Origin of the sequence: Enterobacter adelaidei, assembly GCF_041937165.1 — a bacterium.
Taxonomy (GTDB): Bacteria; Pseudomonadota; Gammaproteobacteria; order Enterobacterales; family Enterobacteriaceae; genus Enterobacter; species Enterobacter adelaidei.
Window position 1 is genome coordinate 2,860,817 of the sequence record NZ_CP154353.1, and the last position, 19,056, is coordinate 2,879,872.

15 protein-coding genes and 2 tRNA genes are annotated in these 19,056 nt (G+C 47.5%); 11 read left to right on the plus strand and 6 right to left on the minus strand.

Features of this window, described 5'->3' with window-relative positions:
• The first annotated feature begins 114 nt into the window (after nucleotides 1-114).
• A tRNA-Asn gene (locus AAHF05_RS13935) sits at nucleotides 115-190 on the plus strand.
• 54 nt (nucleotides 191-244) lie between these two features.
• On the opposite strand, the gene AAHF05_RS13940 is transcribed toward AAHF05_RS13935, so the two are convergent.
• On the minus strand, nucleotides 245-646 hold the full coding sequence (locus AAHF05_RS13940; RefSeq protein ID WP_129325259.1) for a RidA family protein: 402 nt from the start codon (nucleotides 644-646) through the stop codon (nucleotides 245-247).
• A gap of 141 nt (nucleotides 647-787) precedes the next feature.
• On the opposite strand from AAHF05_RS13940, the gene AAHF05_RS13945 reads away from it, so the two are divergent.
• From AAHF05_RS13945 to AAHF05_RS13960, 4 genes are all read left to right on the plus strand, one after another.
• A complete protein-coding gene (locus tag AAHF05_RS13945; protein ID WP_129325257.1) occupies nucleotides 788-1,726 on the plus strand; it encodes a LysR family transcriptional regulator in 939 nt (312 codons plus the stop codon).
• A 353-nt stretch (nucleotides 1,727-2,079) separates the two neighbouring features.
• Entirely contained in the window at nucleotides 2,080-2,406 is a 327-nt protein-coding gene (locus AAHF05_RS13950) for a phage holin family protein (RefSeq protein ID WP_129325256.1), read from the plus strand.
• The gene (locus tag AAHF05_RS13955) at nucleotides 2,393-2,782 is read left to right on the plus strand and encodes a M15 family metallopeptidase (RefSeq protein WP_128348776.1); all 390 of its coding nucleotides are present in this window, start codon (nucleotides 2,393-2,395) and stop codon (nucleotides 2,780-2,782) included. Before AAHF05_RS13950 ends, AAHF05_RS13955 begins: the two co-directional genes overlap by 14 nt.
• 246 nt (nucleotides 2,783-3,028) lie before the next feature.
• Nucleotides 3,029-4,555, plus strand: a complete 1,527-nt coding sequence (locus AAHF05_RS13960; RefSeq protein WP_129325254.1) for an aryl-sulfate sulfotransferase N-terminal domain-containing protein — start codon at nucleotides 3,029-3,031, stop codon at nucleotides 4,553-4,555.
• 129 nt (nucleotides 4,556-4,684) lie between these two features.
• Here AAHF05_RS13960 and AAHF05_RS13965 read toward each other — a convergent pair whose 3' ends face one another.
• The gene (locus AAHF05_RS13965) at nucleotides 4,685-5,812 is read right to left on the minus strand and encodes a cytoplasmic protein (RefSeq protein ID WP_129325253.1); all 1,128 of its coding nucleotides are present in this window, start codon (nucleotides 5,810-5,812) and stop codon (nucleotides 4,685-4,687) included.
• Between the two features lie 132 nt (nucleotides 5,813-5,944).
• On the opposite strand from AAHF05_RS13965, the gene AAHF05_RS13970 reads away from it, so the two are divergent.
• From AAHF05_RS13970 to AAHF05_RS13990, 5 genes are all read left to right on the plus strand, one after another.
• The gene (locus tag AAHF05_RS13970; RefSeq protein ID WP_129325260.1) at nucleotides 5,945-7,498 is read left to right on the plus strand and encodes a bifunctional UDP-sugar hydrolase/5'-nucleotidase; all 1,554 of its coding nucleotides are present in this window, start codon (nucleotides 5,945-5,947) and stop codon (nucleotides 7,496-7,498) included.
• 87 nt (nucleotides 7,499-7,585) lie between these two features.
• Nucleotides 7,586-9,148 (plus strand): bifunctional UDP-sugar hydrolase/5'-nucleotidase, encoded by a 1,563-nt coding sequence (locus tag AAHF05_RS13975; protein ID WP_129325251.1) that lies wholly within the window; start codon nucleotides 7,586-7,588, stop codon nucleotides 9,146-9,148.
• Between the two features lie 61 nt (nucleotides 9,149-9,209).
• Complete coding sequence (locus AAHF05_RS13980; RefSeq protein WP_129325249.1) at nucleotides 9,210-10,091, plus strand: nucleoside-specific channel-forming protein Tsx; 882 nt, start codon at nucleotides 9,210-9,212, stop codon at nucleotides 10,089-10,091.
• A 21-nt stretch (nucleotides 10,092-10,112) separates the two neighbouring features.
• Nucleotides 10,113-11,723, plus strand: a complete 1,611-nt coding sequence (locus tag AAHF05_RS13985; protein WP_129325247.1) for a bifunctional UDP-sugar hydrolase/5'-nucleotidase — start codon at nucleotides 10,113-10,115, stop codon at nucleotides 11,721-11,723.
• A 207-nt stretch (nucleotides 11,724-11,930) separates the two neighbouring features.
• Nucleotides 11,931-12,884 (plus strand): radical SAM protein, encoded by a 954-nt coding sequence (locus AAHF05_RS13990; protein ID WP_129325245.1) that lies wholly within the window; start codon nucleotides 11,931-11,933, stop codon nucleotides 12,882-12,884.
• A gap of 42 nt (nucleotides 12,885-12,926) precedes the next feature.
• On the opposite strand, the gene cbl is transcribed toward AAHF05_RS13990, so the two are convergent.
• A complete protein-coding gene (gene cbl, locus AAHF05_RS13995; RefSeq protein WP_028019625.1) occupies nucleotides 12,927-13,877 on the minus strand; it encodes an HTH-type transcriptional regulator Cbl in 951 nt (316 codons plus the stop codon).
• A 96-nt stretch (nucleotides 13,878-13,973) separates the two neighbouring features.
• Nucleotides 13,974-14,891, minus strand: a complete 918-nt coding sequence (nac, locus tag AAHF05_RS14000; RefSeq protein WP_008499475.1) for a nitrogen assimilation transcriptional regulator NAC — start codon at nucleotides 14,889-14,891, stop codon at nucleotides 13,974-13,976.
• A gap of 319 nt (nucleotides 14,892-15,210) precedes the next feature.
• Here nac and AAHF05_RS14005 point away from each other — a divergent pair.
• Nucleotides 15,211-15,286: transfer RNA gene (locus tag AAHF05_RS14005), tRNA-Asn, on the plus strand.
• A gap of 76 nt (nucleotides 15,287-15,362) precedes the next feature.
• On the opposite strand, the gene ldtA is transcribed toward AAHF05_RS14005, so the two are convergent.
• The gene (gene ldtA, locus AAHF05_RS14010; RefSeq protein ID WP_108089622.1) at nucleotides 15,363-16,259 is read right to left on the minus strand and encodes a L,D-transpeptidase; all 897 of its coding nucleotides are present in this window, start codon (nucleotides 16,257-16,259) and stop codon (nucleotides 15,363-15,365) included.
• 59 nt (nucleotides 16,260-16,318) lie between these two features.
• Nucleotides 16,319-19,015, minus strand: a complete 2,697-nt coding sequence (locus AAHF05_RS14015; protein WP_374936343.1) for a cation-transporting P-type ATPase — start codon at nucleotides 19,013-19,015, stop codon at nucleotides 16,319-16,321.
• Nucleotides 19,016-19,056: the final 41 nt, after the last annotated feature.

Consider the following 19,056-nt stretch of genomic DNA (forward strand, 5'->3'; position numbering starts at 1 on the left):
AATTTACTATAAAATCAGCGATTTGCTGAAATTGTCGGCAAACGAACGAAAAGTGCGTTTTCACCCTTTGACAAGGCGCACTGAGGTCGCTACTATGCGCCTCGTTCACACGATTCCTCTGTAGTTCAGTCGGTAGAACGGCGGACTGTTAATCCGTATGTCACTGGTTCGAGTCCAGTCAGAGGAGCCAAATTTGAAAAGCCTGCTTTTAAAGCAGGCTTTTTGCTTATCTACGTCTCTGATGTTAACTCAGAATCGCATCCAGCCTGGCAATCACCTTAATCTCAAACTGGAATCCGTACAGCCACGTCACGCCGATCCCGGTCAACGTAGGGTAAGGCGCTTCTCCCCAATATTCTGGCAGGATACTCCAGATAGCGTCGAGGTTTGACTCGGGATCGACGACAAAGAGGGTAACATCAACCACGTCAGCGAACGTGCAGCCCGCAGCCGTAAGAACAGCATTAAGGTTATCGAATGCCAGCCGGATCTGAGCTTCAAGATCCTCTTCTGGAGAACCATCCTCCCGGCTACCAACCTGCCCCGAAACAAACAGAAAACCGTTGGATTTGATGGCCGGTGAATAGCGATTACGCTCATAGAGCGCCTGGCGTCCGAAGGGAAAAACGGCTTCGCGTATTGTCATGTTTGTACCTTTGTAATGGGGCGAAATCTGCCCGGTGAACATAAAGACACTTTACAGGTGCAGGATCGGGCGGATAAACAAGCGACTTTGTCCAACATTGTTTGTAATATCCAAACAATCGGTGAAAAGAGAGGACAAGGGATGGACCGTTTCGATGCGATGCGCGCCTTTGCTCGCGTGGTGGAGGCAGGCAGTTTCACAAAGGCTGCCCAAACGCTTCATATGAGCAAAACCACGGTGACACAGCTTATTCAGCAGCTTGAAGCGCGCCTGCGTGTTAAGCTGCTCCATCGCACCACCCGCAGGCTCGGTGTCACTCCTGATGGCGCGGTCTACTACGAGCGCGTCATCCGTCTGCTGGCGGACATGGAAGATGCTGAAAACAGTCTGTCCAGTTCGGCGATGACGCCCAGGGGACGGCTACGGATAGATGTACCCACTCCTCTCGCCCGTCTGGTGCTGGTGCCCGCGCTACCGGCTTTTCACGCGCGATACCCTGATATCCAGTTCGACATGGGCGTGAGCGACCGGGTGGTGGATCTGATCGGCGACAACGTGGATTGCGTCCTGCGCGGTGGCGAAATCAATGACCAGTCCCTGATCGCACGCCACGTCGGCGATTTGCAAATGGGTGTTTACGTCGCGCCAAGCTATGTGGAACGCCTCGGCGCCCCAGGGCATCCGCGAGAGCTGGAAAACACCGACCATCGCATAGTGGGATTCTTGTCCTCACGCACCGGTAAGATTGATCCTCTGGTACTGCGCTGTGAGAGTGAACATATTGAAATCACGGGAAGCTATGTGCTTGCAGTCGATGATGGCAACGCTTACCTCGAAGCAGGGCTCGCGGGATTAGGCGTGATTGCGCTACCCGTCTATATGGCGGAAGCGCATCAGGCTTGTGGTTCCTTGATTCCGCTATTCGAACAATGGCGTATTAACCCAATGCCCCTGTACCTGGCATTTCCGCCTAACCGCCATATCAACGCCAAACTGCGCGTTTTTATTGATTGGATCGTTGAATTGATGCAGCAGCGTGTCCCTAATTCCAATAGTAAGTCACTACATCCCAGCCTCTGATTCGCTCATCAGCGTCGATTGATGGTTTTAGCGTATTTATTTGTCATTGACTGGTAAGGCCGATCCCAGCCTGAGAAGCCAAATTTGAAAAGCCTGTTAATCCAGGCGGATCACGACACTCTACTACTGGTTCCTCTCATGTATTCCATTACTAAATATGATCATCAACATCAATAACACATAACTATCACTCACATGAAATTGATCGACAAAAACTATTAATTACATTCCGTGTGACATTTATCACAAAATAGGGTTGCCCAACGTTTATTATTTACTGCATAGAAAAAACATAGTTTTCTGTCAGGAAATAATAAACTCATCATGAGGTAAATTTCGTTATTTATACACCTATGGAGGTAATTGTTTTGCCATGGAAAGACCCATCATCAAATGTATTTTTTAGCTGGATTTACATAATATTATTTGCCGCGTGGGGAGGTCTTGTCAGATATCTCCTTGACGTTAAGTCTGGCCAGTCGGGAAGAAATTTATTCTCGGCAATAGCACAAATTATTGTATCAGGATTTACTGGCGTAGTTGCTGGATTGATGTCACAAAGCCTTGGAACAGTATTTCATACTTCGCTTGCCGTCAGCGGTGTATCAGGTGCCATGGGCGTTGTTGCCCTTAATTATTACTGGAAAAAAATCTCTGGAGACAGCAATGATAAATCATGAATTTAGTAAAACGACTGAAAAGAACCTTAAAGGCGTACATAAGGATCTTGTTGATGTGATGAAAAAAGCGTTGAAGTTATCGCCTGTTGATTTCGGCATTTCAGAAGGGGTAAGAAACCAGAAGCGACAGCTTGAGCTATTGGCAGCAGGAAAGTCATTAACCTCAAAAAGCAGGCATTTAACGGGACACGCCGTCGATGTATTCGCAGTCATAAACGGCACAGCATCATGGGAGTTTAAACATTACCAGACCATTGCAACGGCGGTGTTTCAGGCCGCTAAGGAGTTATCTGTTGATGTTGAGTGGGGCGGCAACTGGACGGAAATAAAGGATGGCGTTCATTTTCAGCTCTCACGAAAGATGTATCCTGAATAGGTACTAAATATTTGGCAGGTTTATTCCAGAGGATAATACGGCACACCGGCATTTGCTGGTTGATTAACCATACCCTGTTTACGCAACTATTTTATAAGAGGAGAATTACAATACAAAACTGTTCTTAATTACCACAGCACGAAATTATCGATCAGGCGTTTATTTGTTCGCTATTTCTATTGGCGATGCTTTATTGCGCTGACAAAAAAACATATATCTCATTGAACAAAAAAAAGGAATACAATCATGACTATTACTTATGTTAAAACTGAACTTGCTCCAGCCGACAATCAGCTTGCTGCATATATTTATTTTACTTCAGATACGCCAGTAAGCTACTCTTACACCGTATCAAAACGGACGACCAGCCCAACCAGCGTAGATTTCACTTATACATCAGACCTGATTTATGGTGTTTCTCAAACCATAAAAATTCCTGTTATTGGTCTTTATGCACAATATGCAAACAGCGTGCAGGTCGTGTTTAAGGATGAAGCTGGAGCTGAAGTTTTCAATCAAGCATTCACTATTAGCACGGAAGATCAGGTATATGATACATCTGTCATCTTCCACCTCGATATTGAAAAAACCGATCCTGCACTATTTACCTCTGTATGGGGAAACAGTTGGTTAATGGAATCTTCTGGCCGCGGTTATGACCAAAATGGTGACCTGCGCTTTAACTTCCTATCGGTTTATCATCTCCAGCCGTTGAGAATTCACAACGGTTACATCTATACCGGTAGCGATGAAGATATGTCATGGTATGGTCGTCGCTTTTTCAAAATTGACATTCTTGGTAATGTCATCTTTGAGTTCGACATGCGTGATTCTGATGGCAATCACTATTCAAACACTCACGATTTGGTCTGGGACTCGGCAGGTGATATTTATATGTTTGGTAACGACAGTCCTAATCGGATAACCAATACGATGGGGCAAGATGCCCTGGTTCTTAAATTCAACGATCAGACCGGAAAAATGATTTGGGCAAAAAATTATACCAGTGAGTATAGCGGCTCTCAAATCTTAAATAATAGCACACCTAATGATATTCACTTAAACTCGCTTTCATGGATTGCAAGCAGTCCGAATAATGAAGAGGCAGTGATTGTTCACTCCCGTTCAACGAGTACGACTTTTGGTATTTCTATCGTTGATGGTAGTATCCTGTGGGTGATCAATACAGGTAATTTCAACCCTCAATTCCCGGTAAACCCAGAAACTATTCACATTGATAATTCCGGTATTACTAACTATGAGAATGGTGCTCACACTGTGTGCACCACGAATAATAGTGCATTTGCAGAAAATATCGACCCTACTGTTGGGAAATTTGTTTTATCCGTCTTTGATAATAGATCCTGTCTTGATGCGAATGAAAATCCTGTTGTTCGCCCTATCAATGACAATGCGACAACAGATGCCTATTCAACGCCACCAGCTCGTATTCTATTCTATGCTGTAGATTTAGCAGCTAAAACAGCTGTGGAAGTTCACGCACCTATTGAACTACCAACAACCCCTATCATCCAATGGACTGATTTTATGGGAGGAGTGTTTGACCATGACGATTACTTCGTTATTTTTACCAACCATGCCCGCTCATTCTTTATTTCCGATGTAAACGGCAATATGATTGCCACAATCTACGATGTCATTTCTTTGCCTGATGGTGCACCTCAATTCCCTGCAGAAGCCTATCGTGCAAGATTATTTAATGAAACGGAGCTTACTGACGTAATCACTGCGGCATCCATTCATGCAAATTAATAAAAAGATGTAATAAAAACATTAGCACTTGATCGGCAGGTTTTAATTACCCATTGATCGCACTGCAAATGTTAAAAGGGTTCATGTATCTTCATGAACCCTTGACGATATAGACTACGTATTTAGATCCTATCTCGTCATTTTATCATTATAGTCATGCGCCAGGGCAAGAAGAACTTGCGTTACACGCCCTGCAGATAGTTTGGCACTATGGGTAAATTTCGTTTGTTTGTATAGCCAGTGGATAAAATACCTGCTGGCCGTTAAAGAGAGTATTTTAGCGTTACTCCTGTCCCCCCCTGTTAATGGGCAAGCCATCTTACGGTTTTTTCCCTGAACCCAAAGCTGCCACTGACTTTGCCACCAGCCATGCTGTGTTGTCCTCAGAAAAGTCCAGGGTATATCATTCTCAGCTTCATTGATTTCCTCTTCTATAAACCAAAGCTCACCTTCCCGCTGGCGAAACAGATCTGCCCAGGCGGTAATAACGGCTCCTCGGAGAAAGCATTCGTGTGAAATAACGTGCGTTTTTACCTGAGGAAAAAGGATGTTCAGCACGCGAAAATGCCCGTGAACCGCGATAACGGGACGCAGAATCACACCTCTGGCGTTACGTTTGAGAGCCGCACTTCCATACTGAATTTCATCAAACTGGCTCCGTTGTAGAAATTGCATCTCGCGCATATCAACACGATTTACGATATCACTATGGGGCAAATCAGGCTCAATATTCCCACACCAGTGATACCTTAACGTTTCACCGCTGGCATGCGGAGTAAAATTGGTAGAGATATGAAGAACAGTACCGCGGTCGGCATCTAAACTGAATAGAACATACAGTTTCTGTTCAGCACTGCTCCCCTGGAACGGCACAATAAGTGGAACAGTTTCAATTCGTTCCGGGGGGACGATTTTGCTTTTTGTTTGCCGTTTGGGTGTCCAGACTTTTCTGCAGGCTCGGCACTGAACGCGTTGTGTTCTCTGTGGATTATAACCATAACAGATAGTTTTCAGGTTATAACATTCAGGACAAAAATAACCTTTTTCTGAGGCATATGCCTTTAAGTGAGCAGATAGCCATTCATTATATTGTTGTTCATCAAACAGCGGGGTATAACTCCCGCAAGCCCGACAGTGTAATGCCGGAAATCCCAGTCTGTAATCTGGCCAACTGTAATCTATAGATGCTGATAGTGGTAGCCCTAAATTGCGGCAACCAAACGATTTGCATGTATTAATCGTAAATAGAGTCAATATGCGTTACCAACGATTTCAAAAGGTCGATGATTTTGCCCCATAACTCCTGGGTGATTGTGTGAGCAGACTCGCATAAAAGATTCTTTCAGAACGTAAAGTAACTGTTCTTTATATAACAGAAAGGAACTGATGATGAATATAAAAGCGATTAGCGCAGGTATTTTGTTGACATTACCATTTTGGGCCTGTGCCAAGGATGTCACGCTTATTTATACCAACGATCTCCACGCTCATGTCGAACCTTATAAAGTCCCATGGATCGCTGACGGTAAACGCGATGTCGGAGGCTGGGCGAATATCACCACGATGGTAAAAAAGGAAAAACAAAAAAGTAAAGCAACGTGGTTTTTTGATGCAGGTGACTACTTTACGGGTCCGTATATTAGTAGTTTAACGAAGGGAAAAGCAATTATTGATATTATGAATACCATGTCGTTTGATGCTGTTACGATAGGTAATCATGAATTTGATCATGGCTGGGATAATACGTTATTACAGCTAAGCCAGGCGAAATTCCCTATTGTACAGGGCAACATATTCTATCAGAACAGCAACAAATTATTCTGGGATAAGCCTTATACCATCATCGAAAAAGATGGTGTGAAAATTGGTGTCATTGGTTTGCACGGTGTGTTTGCCTTCAATGATACCGTTTCTGCGGCAACGCGCGTAGGTATTGAAGCGCGGGATGAAATTAAGTGGCTGCAGAGCTATCTCGATGAACTGAAAGGAAAAGTCGACTTGACCGTATTGCTGGTTCATGAAGGCACGCCGGCGCGTCAGTCCAGCATAGGCGGAACCGACGTACGCCGTGCCCTGGATAAAGATATTCAAACCGCAAGCCAAGTGAAAGGTCTGGATATTCTGATTACGGGACATGCGCATGTCGGTACGCCGGAACCGATTAAAGTAGGCAAGACGCTGATCCTCTCGACCGACAGCGGCGGTATTGATGTGGGTAAACTGGTACTGGATTACACGAAGCCACATCAGTTTACGATGAAGAATTTTGAGCTTAAGACCATTTATGCAGATGAGTGGAAGCCCGATCCGCAGACAAAACAGGTAATCGACGGCTGGAATAAGAAACTTGATGAAGAGGTTCAAAAAACGGTGGCGCAGTCGCCGGTTGAATTGACGCGTGCGTATGGTGAATCAGCCTCGCTGGGTAATCTGGCTGCGGATGCTTTGCTGGCAGCAGCGGGTAAAAATACACAGCTGGCCTTAACCAACTCGGGTGGTATTCGTAATGAGATCCCGTCTGGTGCGATTACAATAGGCGGCGTCATTAGTACGTTCCCATTCCCTAACGAACTGACCACGATGGATCTCACGGGCAAACAATTGCGTACTTTGATGGAGCATGCCGCAGGTTTAAGCAATGGCGTCTTGCAGGTATCGAAAGGCCTGGAGATGAAATATGACAGCAGTAAACCGGTCGGACAGCGGGTCGTCGCATTTACCCTTAATGGTAAACCGATTGAGGATGCGACAGTCTACCACATTGCCACCCAGAGCTTCCTTGCCGACGGCGGGGATGGTTTTGCCACGTTTACTGAGGGTAAAGCACGCAATACAACCGGCGGTTACTACGTTTCTAACGCAGTGATCGATTACTTCAAGGCGGGCAATACCATTACGGATGAACAGCTCAACGGCATGCGCGTTGTTGATGTGAAAAAATAACAGTTTATTCGACTGTGCATATTAAAAAGGTTCATGCATCTGCATGAACCCTTATTTAAACTCTTGCTTTTTTCAAAGGGACTCATTATGAATAAAAATATAAAGCTTAGTCTGATTGCATTGTGCATGTCCGCTACGTTAGTCGCATCAGCTAGCGCGAAGGATGTGACTATTTATTACACCAACGATTTACATGCTCATGTCTCTCCAGGGAAAATTCCAGCCGTCGATAAAGAACGTGCAGTTGGCGGTTTTGCTAATATAGCGACCATCGTCAATGATGCTAAGAAAAAAAATAAAGATGTCTTTTTCTTCGATGCGGGAGATTACTTTACTGGACCCTATATAAGCACCCTGACCAAGGGTGAAGCCATTATTGATATAATGAACACTATGCCTTTTGATGCTGTGTCAGTGGGGAACCATGAATTTGATCATGGCGTTGATAATATGGTTAAGCAGTTATCAAAAGCGAAATTCCCTGTTTTGCTGGGTAATGTTTTTTATAGCAACAGTGACAAACCTGTCTGGGATAATCCCTGGACTATTATCGAAAAAGATGGTGTGAAAATTGGAGTAATTGGAGTACATCAGAAGTTTGCATTTTATGACACTGTTGCCGCCAAAGCTTATGCTGGCGCAGAAGCCCGTGATGAAGTACCTTACATTCAAAAAGGACTTGATGCGTTAAAAGGCAAAGTTGATATCACCGTACTGCTTATTCATGAAGGTACACCAGCACGCCAATCAAGTTATGGAAATAAAGACGTCGCCAGATTATTACAAGCCGATATTGATACTGCAAAGAAATTTAAGGGCATTGATGTTTTAATCACAGGACACGCTCATGTAGGTACACCTGAGCCAATTAAAGTCAATGACACACTCATTGTTTCAACAGATGCATATGGTACTGATATTGGTAAATTAGTATTGAACCTCAACCCTAAGACTAAAAAAATTGATGGCTATAGCGGTAAATTAATCACTGTATTTGCAGACGAATATAAACCAGATCCTAAAGTTCAAACCAGGATTGATGAGTGGAATGCAAAGCTGAAAAGTATCACTGAGCAGGTCATTGGCTCGACAACAGCGCCCTTCACTCGCTCTTATGGAGAATCATCACCTGTTGGTAATTTAGTGATTGACGCTATGATGGCCAAAGCGCCGGACGCCGTCGTGGGATTACAGAACAGCGGAGGATTGCGTGCTGATTTTCCACAAGGAAAATTACGTTATGGTGATGTGATTACTACCTTCCCCTTTAATAACGAACTGGTTGAAATGGATCTCACCGGAAAAGATCTCACCGATTTAATGATTCACGCAACTAATCTCACCAATGGTATTTTACAAGTATCAAAAAGCGTTCATGTTGAATATGACAGTAAAAAACCTTTGGATGAACGAATCATTAAGTTCACTATTAATAACCAAGCAGTAGTTCCTGACAAAACATACCGGGTTGCTACACATTCATTTTGTGCAACAGGCGGCGATGGATTTGAGGCATTTTTAAAAGGAAAGAATGTCAAAACTATCAACAGTACCACATCTGCAGAGTCAATCATTGATTATGTCAAGGCTCATAACCCATTAAAACCTGATCTTGAAATGAGGGTGACTGATGTAAGTGCAGCTAAATAGGTTCAATAAAAGATTGCTGGAATAGTCTTTTCAACATACCTCTGTGCAAGGAATTATACACATGAAAAAAATGGAATGTTTTTTATCAGGCGCATTTATATTTCTACCCATGGTAACGTTTGCAGACTCTGGAAATGATGAATATCTATCAGACTGGTGGCATCAAAGCATTAATATAGTAGGAAGTAATTCCACTCGCTTTGGTCCATTGAAAAGAGCAGATTTATATCCAGAGTATCGCGCATGGGCGCATGTAGATTGGTTTGATTTCTATGGTTACGCGGACTTACCTAAGTTTTTCGGTATAGGTAATGATAACGATATCGGTATCTGGGATAATGGCTCTCCATTTTTTACGGAGATAGAACCACGTTTTAGTATCGACAAATTAACGGGAGTCGACCTGAGCTTTGGTCCATTTAAAGAATGGTATTTTGCTCATAACTATATCTATGATGCAGGTACGAATGCCGGACAGCGTCAGAGCACATGGTATATGGGGTTAGGGACAGATATTGATACTGGGCTACCGATGACATTATCTGCAAACATCTATGCCAAATATCAAGGAAACAATTATAATGCTGCCAACGAAAATGAGTGGGATGGATATCGCGTTAAAATAAAATACGCCATCCCTATTACAACGTTATTGGGTGGAAAGCTAAACTACATCGGCTTTACCAATTTTGATTTCGGTTCAGATTTAAAAGAAGAATCAGGTGGTGCGCAACCATTTTACTCCCGTACAAATGAATCGATAGTTTCCACCCATATACTCAGCTTAGTTTACCCTCACTGGAGCTATGGCGCGACCCTTCGTTATTTCTATCATGGCGGACAATTTGAAGAAGGTAGTAAAGCATTTAACAGTAACGGGGGTGTAACCACTATAGATTCAACAGGATGGGCTTACTATTTAACTGTCGGCTATACTTTTTAACTTAAATCAAAGGGATTGGTTATGAAGATAAAAATAATTGCAGCAGGTATTCTGTTGACGTTGCCACTTTGGACTTTCGCCAAAGATGTCACTATTATTTACACCAATGATCTCCATGCTCATGTCGATGCTTATAAACTCCCGTATGTCGCGGACGGTAAGCGCGAAATTGGTGGATTTGCTAATATAACGACGTTAGTCAAAAAGGAAAAGTCCAACAATAAAGCCACCTTTTACTTTGATGCCGGTGACTATTTTACTGGCCCCTATATCAGCAGTCTGACAAAGGGAGAGGCAATAATTGATATAATGAATACCATGCCCTTCGATGCGGTATCCATTGGTAACCATGAATTTGACCATGGCTGGGACAATCTTTTACGCCAGTTAAGTAAGGCAAACTTCCCCGTTCTGTTGGGGAATGTGTTCCATAAGGACAGTGAAATTCCTTTCTGGAACAAACCGTATACCATTCTGGAAAAGGATGGCGTAAAAATTGGCGTTATTGGGCTGCACGGTGTGTTTGCGTTTAATGACACTATTTCAGAACTCTCGATCCGAGGGCTCGATAATGATAAAAATAATCGCTTTGATAAATCCGCCGCAGCCCTCAAAAACCAGGGGATTGAAGCTCGCGACGAGGTGAAATATCTGCAGCATTATCTGGATGAGTTGCGGGATAAGGTTGACGTCACCGTTGCGCTCGTTCACGAAGGCGTTCCTGCACGTCAGTCCAGTATTGGTAATACAGACGTCAGGCGTGCACTGGATAAAGATATTCAAACCGCAAGTCAGGTCAAAGGACTTGATATTCTCATCACCGGGCACGCTCACACAGGTACACCGGAACCTATCAAGGTGGGGAATACGCTAATCCTTTCTACTGACAGTGGCGGTATCGATGTAGGTAAGTTGGTACTTGATGTCGACCCTGCCGCTCATACCCACGCAATGAAAAGCTTCGAGCTGAAAACACTCTATGCCGACGAATGGAAACCTGACCCAACAACACAGAAGGTTATCGATAGCTGGAACAAAAAACTCGCAGATATCGTGCGCCAGCCAGTCGGTGAATCACCTGTCATGCTAACCCGCGCCTATGGCGAGTCATCACAGCTTGGCAATTTGTTTACAGATGCCATGCTTGCCGCCGCGCCAAATGCACAAATCGCGCTGATCAACTCCGGTAGCTTACGTGCTGATCTCAACGCGGGCCCTATTACCTTTGGTGACATTACCAGCACATTCCCTTTCAAGAATGAGCTTACAGAGATGGACCTCAGCGGCAAGGATTTGCTGAATTTGATGGAACATGGGGCATCGCTCACTAATGGCATACTACAAATGTCACAGGGCGCTGAAATGCATTATATACCGCAGAAACCTGCAGGGCAGCGCGTAGTCTCTTTCACAATCAACGGCAAAAAGATCGTCGATACGGAGACTTATCATGTTGCTACGACGACATTCCTGGCTTTGGGGGGCGATGGTTTTCTGGCATTTAAAGAGGGAAAAAATGTTCAAGTGCGTGCCGGACATAATGTCTCCGATGTCGTGATTGATTATCTGAAATCAGGGCACAAAATCGTTCCTGCACACGTAAACGAGATGCGGGTTCAAGTCAGTAAATAATAAAATATTGATGCCATCCATCTTTGGGTGGCATCAGCTATCTGTCCGTTTCGTTCACTCGCGATTCTAACGCGATACGCTTTGCCAAAGGGACTGCGGACCAAAGGAAAAATAATAATGGAATATTGTCATATGAGAGCGAAACTTCCAGGTGCATCCTGCTATGTACATAGTAAGGATTGCTCCTATCCCAGCAAAACGTATTGCATGGACGATACGGAGCTTCAACTATTTATTCGTCAGGAAATTGATACCAGGGGAACTCACGATGTTATTTTTTCCTGGCAGGACTGTGAGTTAACACCTGAAAGGCTAATTTTCTTTAAAAGCGTTATCGAGCTACAAAAGAAATTTTCACAAGATAAAAAAATTATAAATACATTGCCCATCAACGGCACTCTATTGGACGATAGCTGGTGTGAGTTTTTCAAGGAAAATCAGTTTCTGATCAGCGTTGAAGTCGATGTAGATATTCAGCCAGTTGATAAACTCCACAATGAAATTTCCGTTAAATCTACGAATCATATTGTTGAAAAAACCGTAAGATTGCTGCAGCAACATGACCTTGAATTTCAGACAGTAACGGTCATTGACGCCATAAATAGCCAGCAACCGCTGCAGGTGTACCATTATTTGAGGAATCTTGGAAGTCGTCATATGCTCTTTATCCCCTTCCTTAAACCGCTTGAACGAGGTGGGTTCGAAGCGCAGAGTCTTTCGCCCACCGCATTGGGGATTTTTTTGAAAACGATTTTTTATACCTGGATACGCCTGGATATTGGAACGATTAAAATCCCCTTTTTTGAGCATACTTTTGCTGCGTGGTGTGGGTTATTTGTACCGAACTGCGTTTATGCACCAAGTGATGACAGCAATCAAGCTACGGCAACTGCTATGCAGGAAATTATTGCGAATCAGAGAGTTGAGCAGTCCCAAACAACACGATTAGAAGAATGTACGCGTTGCAAAGTAGAATTCGCCTGCCACGGCGGTTGCGCAAGAGAAAGTATTGCACTTTCCCAATGCGCTGATCCGCAGCTTAATTATTTTTGCGAAGGTTATAAGGCGTTTTTTACATATGTTGAACCCTATATGTTAATGATGAGAGCTTTGTGGGAACAAAGCTATGCGCCTTCCGATATTCGTCAGTATTTGGCCTGACATTGTTCCCTGTACGAGTCGTGCCGACGCGCTGCCCCGAAGTTAAATCTGATAATCAATCGCCACTTCTTCGGGTTCCATCACCTGCCGCTTGATCTCATCAACGGATAGCCCGGCATTGCATAGCTCGAGAAAGCGCCATACATAGTTGCGCTGCAGCTGCCCGCGTTTCAGGCCAAGCCATACGGTGTTAGCGTCAAACAGATGACGCGTATCAAGACGCACCAGGTTCCCGTCTTCACGTTCTCCACTGGACTGTTCCGCCACCAGACCAATACCCAGACCCAGTTCGACGTAGGTTTTAATCACATCAGAATCCTGCGCGCTCAGCACCACGTCCGGCGTTAACCCTTTGCGGTTGAAGGCCTCATCAATGCGCGAGCGCCCGGTAATGCCCTGGCGGTAAGTAATCAGTGGCCACTTAGCGATGGCTTCCAGCGTCAGGGGGGATACCTGATTCAACGGATGATCAATAGGAAGTAATAAACTGTGGTACCAGCGGAACCACGGGAACGCCACCAGCAGCGGGTCGTTGCTCAGGCGTTCGCTGGCAATACCGATATCCGCTCCCCCGTTTTGCAGCAGCACTTCAATTTCCTGCGGCGTGCCCTGGATAAGCTCCAGACGGACATCAGGGAAAAGTTCACGGAACGCTTTAATCACCGGCGGCAGGCTGTAGCGAGCCTGTGTGTGGGTGGTGGCGATGGTGAGTACGCCCGAGGCATCATTGGTAAAGAGATCCGCCAGACGACGAACGTTGCTGGCCTCGTTGAGGATCCGCTCCGCGATGGTGAGCAATGCCTTGCCAGGCTCCGTCATGCCAAGCAGTCGCTTACCACGACGGATAAAAATCTCTATACCCAGCTCCTCTTCCAGCTCGCGGATATGGCGGCTCACGCCGGACTGAGAGGTATAAAGCATATTGGCGACTTCGGTCAGGTTAAAGTCCCGCCTGGCCGCCTCACGGATAATTTTAAGTTGCTGGAAATTCACGATTCACTCCGGCGCATCTGACATAGCTCTATTGTTAGAGTCAGCTGAGCTGCAGAACAAATAATAAAAACCAGCATCTTATTCTTTTATGGAATATTAACTCACGAGCTGCAGCTCACGATTCTCCAGCGAAGGCTTGCTGACCAGCGACATCAAAATCTCTTTTACCGCCTGCGCCTGCGGTGACAGCGAACCGCGCGCGGACATGTTCAGCGACAAAGGTAAGCTCATAGACGGCGTTGTGATGCGCGCCATCCAGCCATTTGCCGCACTGCACAGCGAGCGTGCAGCGGATTCCGGCAGAACCGTCACTCCCATTCCGCTAGCGATAGCTGCGGTCAGCGTGGAGATAGAGTCGATTTCGCCAATAATTTTTGCCGTCAGGCGGCGCAGAGAAAATGCCTCATCCACACGCACGCGCACGGCGCTGTAGTCGCGCGGAAGATAGAGATTCATCTCAGCCACGGCGGTCAGGTCTACGCTCTGACCCGGGCAGTCGCGAGTACCCACGAGGTAGAGATCTTCTTTCAGCAGCGGCTGGCTGGTGATCCCGGCAACCGGAGAGCGATCGTAGAGCACAGCCATATCCAGCTGGCCGTTGAGCAGTTTGTCATTCAGTACGGAACCGCTGTTTTCGTGCAGGTATACCAGCACTTCCGGCAGCTCGGCGCGCACGGCCTGCAGCAGCGGCATGGTAATAGACGATGCGGCCGTTCCCGGCGCCAGACCGATGGAGACGTGCCCGCTCAGGGTCTGACCGACATTGTTTACTGCCAGCTGCGCCTGTTCACACTGGCGGAGGATGGTGCGTGCGTGGGTATAAAGGATCTTACCTGCTTCCGTTGGCGTAACGCCGCGTTTGGTGCGGATCAACAGCTGCTGATCCATCTCGCCTTCCAGAGTAGCCACCTGCTGGCTCAGCGCAGGCTGCGCGATATGCAGCACTTCTGCCGCTTGAGTCAGGCTGCCGATATCGACGATTTTTACGAAGTATTTCAGTCGTCTTAAGTTCATTTTGCCCCCTGTTCGAAATGCTGTGCCGTAACCGGCTGTCGTTGTTGAACAGGTTTTGCAATATGAATGCCAGTTTTTCGAAGAGGTCTGATTTGTTGCTAAGCGGCTGAAAATAAGGAAACCTAATCATGGAGGGGGCATTTATTACTGAAACAGCAGTTTATGATCTGCCCCATTAGAGGTATAACCGCACCATTACGGTGCATTCCGCTGTCAAAAACATCACTTTGCCGATTTTGTCGGCAAACGATCAAAAGGTGTTGATCCACCCTTTGACAAGCTCGGCTGACGTCGATACTATGCGCCCCGTTCACACGATTCCTCTGTAGTTCAGTCGGTAGAACGGCGGACTGTTAATCCGTATGTCACTGGTTCGAGTCCAGTCAGAGGAGCCAAATTTGAAAAGCCTGCTTTTAAAGCAGGCTTTTTGCTTTTCTGCGCCAGGGCAAATTGCCGGGGGCGAAAAGGGCTTCACATGCCAAGCTTAACCGGCATCCCCGAGCGCCGTTCAAGTTCAGTTCCTGCGCCCTCGTTAATCAACTGCGTCCGCTGCGCGGCTGAAATTGGCAGGGGCACTTTTCGGGTCGATTCAAATTCCGCACGGTTACGTGATAATGGTTCATGCACTTCCACCCAGCGGCTACCGTCTGGCTCCGTGGTGACTTTAACGGGCCGATCGATGAGCTGTACTCGGGTCCCTACAGGGACATGATCGAAAAGGTATTTGATGTCGTTATTACGCAGACGAATACAGCCCTGGCTCACCCGCAGTCCGATACCGAAATTCGAATTTGTGCCGTGAATGGCATACAGCCTGCCGATATAGATCGCATATAGCCCCATTGGGTTATCTGGCCCTGCAGGGACAAACGCTGGCAGTGTTTTACCTTCAGCCGCATAGGCACGGCGCGTATTCGGCGTAGGCGACCAGGTCGGCCCCACCTGCTTACGCTCAACGGCCGTCACCCAATTACGCGGTGTTTCACGCCCGGCCTGACCGATGCCGATGGGCAGCACCTCAACGGTGTTGCCGCCCGGCGGATAGTAATAGAGACGCATTTCTGCCACATTCACCACAATTCCTTCGCGGACAGTATCAGGCAAAATCAGCTGCTGAGGGATCGTTAATGTCGTACCTGATTTGGGGAGAAAAGGATCCACGCCAGGGTTGGCCTCCAGCATATTACTCAGCCCCAGTCCGTACTGCGCGGCAAAGGCTTCAAGGGGCAACGTGTTACCCTGTGGAACAGTGATGGTTATCGGAGCACCCACAAGACGGCTGCCTTCGGGTGGCAAGGTATAGGTCACGGCAAACGCGCCGGGAACGGCGGCACAAAGCGTGAGAACGAACGAGGCAAGTCGAATCATAGTGTCCTGAGCTCGAAAATAGAGAAAGCCTGAACGTAAGCAGGCTTTCTCAGTTTACGCTATTTCGCCTCAGTTTTGCGCCACTTGCGTGTCAGAACTTTTTCCGCTTCAACAATAAGGAACATCACAAAACCAATCAGCAAGGTGATGACCCAGTAGCGGAACGGCAGCGCTTCTGTGCCAAACAGCATCTGCATGAAAGGTGCGTAGATAATGAGGAGCTGAAGCGCCAGCAGCACACCACTCACGATCCAAATCCCTTTATTTGCCAGCAGACCTTTGCTCAACGAGAAACCATCATTCACGCGGCAGTTGAGCATGTAAAACCACTGCGCCGTCACCAGGGTTTGCAGCAGCACGGTACGGATAAATTCCGCCGAGTAGCCACGCGGTTGCAGCCAGGCCTCCAGGATGAAGGCGCTGATGGCAATCATCAGGCCGACAAATACCACGCGCCAGATGGCATAGCCGTCCATCACATGCAGATTCGCCTTGCGAGGCGGTCGGTTCATGATGTCTTTCTCGCCCGCCTCGAACGCCAGCCCAAAAGAGAGCGTCGCCGATGTCGCCATGTTCATCCACAGGATCAGGACCGGCGTCAGCGGGATCAGGTTCCCCGCCAGCAGCGCGATGATGATCAGCAGGGCCTGAGCGATGTTGCTGGGGATAACGAACAGAATGGTTTTTTTCAGGTTATCGTAAACCCGCCGTCCCTCATGTACCGCGCGGGCAATAGTGGCAAAGTTGTCATCCGTTAACACCATGTCGGCGGCTTCCTTGGTGACTTCCGTGCCTTTAATCCCCATGGCAATACCCACATCCGCCCGCTTGAGCGCCGGGGCATCATTGACGCCATCCCCGGTCATGCCCACCACTTCCTGTTTACTTTGCAGGGCCTGCACAAGGCGGAATTTATCCTCCGGGCTGGTTCGCGCAAAAATATCGTACTGCTGCGCGGCGTCGCTCAGCTGACGATCGTCCATCGCCTCCAGCTCACGTCCGGTGATAGCGCTTGCGGCGTTACCAATACCCAACATTTGCCCAATACTCATCGCCGTTTGCGGGTGGTCGCCGGTGATCATCTTCACGCGGATCCCCGCCTGCAGGCAGTCGGCAATCGCGGTAATGGCCTCCGGACGCGGCGGATCCATCATTCCGGCAATCCCGAGCAGGATCACTCCATCCTGCAGGTCCGGATGATCCAGCTCTCGTTGACCGTCGCGGGCGGGTTTCCAGGCCGCAGCCACCATGCGCAGCCCCTCACGGGCATACTCTTCAATCCTCCCTTCCCAGTAAGGCAGATCGAACGGTTGTATTCCGTCATTCGTCTGCTGGTACTGACAGAGGCGGAACAGCACGTCCGGCGCACCGGTAATCAGAATCACCTCTTCATCGCCCAGACGGTAAAGCGTGGACATGTATTTATATTGCGAATCAAACGGGATTTTACTGCGCATTTCGGTATCGAGCGGCGGGAGCTGAATTTTCGCCGCCAGCACCTTCAGCGCGCCCTCGGTCGGCCCCCCGGTGATTTTCCACAGCCCCTGCTCGTCTTTGATCAACTGGCTGTCATTACAGAGGTCGATGGTGCGCAGGTAGCGTTCCAGTAACGAACCCTGCACCACGCTGACGGGCGTCGGATCGTCTACGGGGTGAATGTTCCCCACCGGTTCGTAGCTGTCTCCCTCCACGCGATAGGTCGTGTCAGCGGTAATCACCGCTTTGACCGTCATTTCATTCATCGTCAGGGTGCCGGTTTTATCCGAGCAGATGACCGTCATCGCGCCCAGCGTTTCCACCGTAGGCAGCTTACGGATGATGGCCTTGCGGCGCGCCATAGCCTGTACGCCAAGCGAAAGGATGATGGAAATGATCGCCGGCAGGCCTTCCGGCACCGCAGCAACGGCGAGGCTGATGAGCGACAACACCAGCTCGGAAACCGGCATATCGCGGAACAGCAGACTGAAGACAAACAGCGCCACCATCATCACCAGGATAGTGATGAAGATAGTCTTACCGAGCTTATCCATCTGCACCATCAGCGGCGTGCGGTGTTTTTCGATATCAGACATCATCTGATTGATGTGTCCAAGCTCGGTTTCGCCCCCGGTTGCCACCACCACGCCTTTTCCACCGCCGGAGCTGACGGTAGTACCTGAATAAAGCAGATTATACCGGTCACCTAAAGGCAATTCCCCGCTTAACACATCGCTGTTTTTCTCTACAACGGTGGATTCACCGGTCAGAATGGCCTCCTCCACGCGAAGGTTATGCGCTTCAATCACACGCAAATCCGCAGGAATACGATCCCCGGCGCGGATCACCACGATGTCACCCGGAACCAGCGTCGTGGTAGGGATCGTTTCATGATTACCTTGTCGAACCACCACGGCTTCGCTGGAGAGCATATTGCGAATACTTTGCAGCGATTTTTCAGCATTGCTCTCCTGAATGTGACCAATCAGTGCGTTAACGATGGCAACCCCGAGGATGACAAACATATCGACCCACTGGCCCATAAAGAGCTTGAGTAGTGCAGCCACCAGCAGAACGTAAATCAGCACATCGTTAAAATGGGCCAGGAAGCGCAGCCAGGCGGGTTTGCCTTTTTTTTGCGGTAACGCATTTTCACCATACTGCTGGAGTCGGACCGATGCCTCACTGCTGCTCAGCCCCTCCGCAGTGGAGTTGATATTCGCCAGGGTGTCGTCAACGGTTTGTTGATAATAAGGACGTTCAGGTTTTTCTGTTTTCATCGTTCCTTCCTCAGGTTCTTTTCAGAAATCACCTTGCTTTC

What these genes read in the sequence shown, in the direction of transcription:
- AAHF05_RS13990 (WP_129325245.1), top strand. Translation starts at nt 11,931, where the DNA reads ATGGACGATACGGAGCTTCAACTATTTATTCGTCAGGAAATTGATACC.
- AAHF05_RS13960 (WP_129325254.1), top strand. Translation starts at nt 3,029, where the DNA reads ATGACTATTACTTATGTTAAAACTGAACTTGCTCCAGCCGACAATCAG.
- AAHF05_RS13985 (WP_129325247.1), top strand. Translation starts at nt 10,113, where the DNA reads ATGAAGATAAAAATAATTGCAGCAGGTATTCTGTTGACGTTGCCACTT.
- AAHF05_RS14015 (WP_374936343.1), bottom strand. Translation starts at nt 19,015, where the DNA reads ATGAAAACAGAAAAACCTGAACGTCCTTATTATCAACAAACCGTTGAC.
- nac (WP_008499475.1), bottom strand. Translation starts at nt 14,891, where the DNA reads ATGAACTTAAGACGACTGAAATACTTCGTAAAAATCGTCGATATCGGC.
- AAHF05_RS13950 (WP_129325256.1), top strand. Translation starts at nt 2,080, where the DNA reads ATGGAGGTAATTGTTTTGCCATGGAAAGACCCATCATCAAATGTATTT.
- AAHF05_RS13955 (WP_128348776.1), top strand. Translation starts at nt 2,393, where the DNA reads ATGATAAATCATGAATTTAGTAAAACGACTGAAAAGAACCTTAAAGGC.
- AAHF05_RS13980 (WP_129325249.1), top strand. Translation starts at nt 9,210, where the DNA reads ATGAAAAAAATGGAATGTTTTTTATCAGGCGCATTTATATTTCTACCC.
- ldtA (WP_108089622.1), bottom strand. Translation starts at nt 16,259, where the DNA reads ATGATTCGACTTGCCTCGTTCGTTCTCACGCTTTGTGCCGCCGTTCCC.
- AAHF05_RS13975 (WP_129325251.1), top strand. Translation starts at nt 7,586, where the DNA reads ATGAATAAAAATATAAAGCTTAGTCTGATTGCATTGTGCATGTCCGCT.
- AAHF05_RS13945 (WP_129325257.1), top strand. Translation starts at nt 788, where the DNA reads ATGGACCGTTTCGATGCGATGCGCGCCTTTGCTCGCGTGGTGGAGGCA.
- AAHF05_RS13940 (WP_129325259.1), bottom strand. Translation starts at nt 646, where the DNA reads ATGACAATACGCGAAGCCGTTTTTCCCTTCGGACGCCAGGCGCTCTAT.
- AAHF05_RS13970 (WP_129325260.1), top strand. Translation starts at nt 5,945, where the DNA reads ATGAATATAAAAGCGATTAGCGCAGGTATTTTGTTGACATTACCATTT.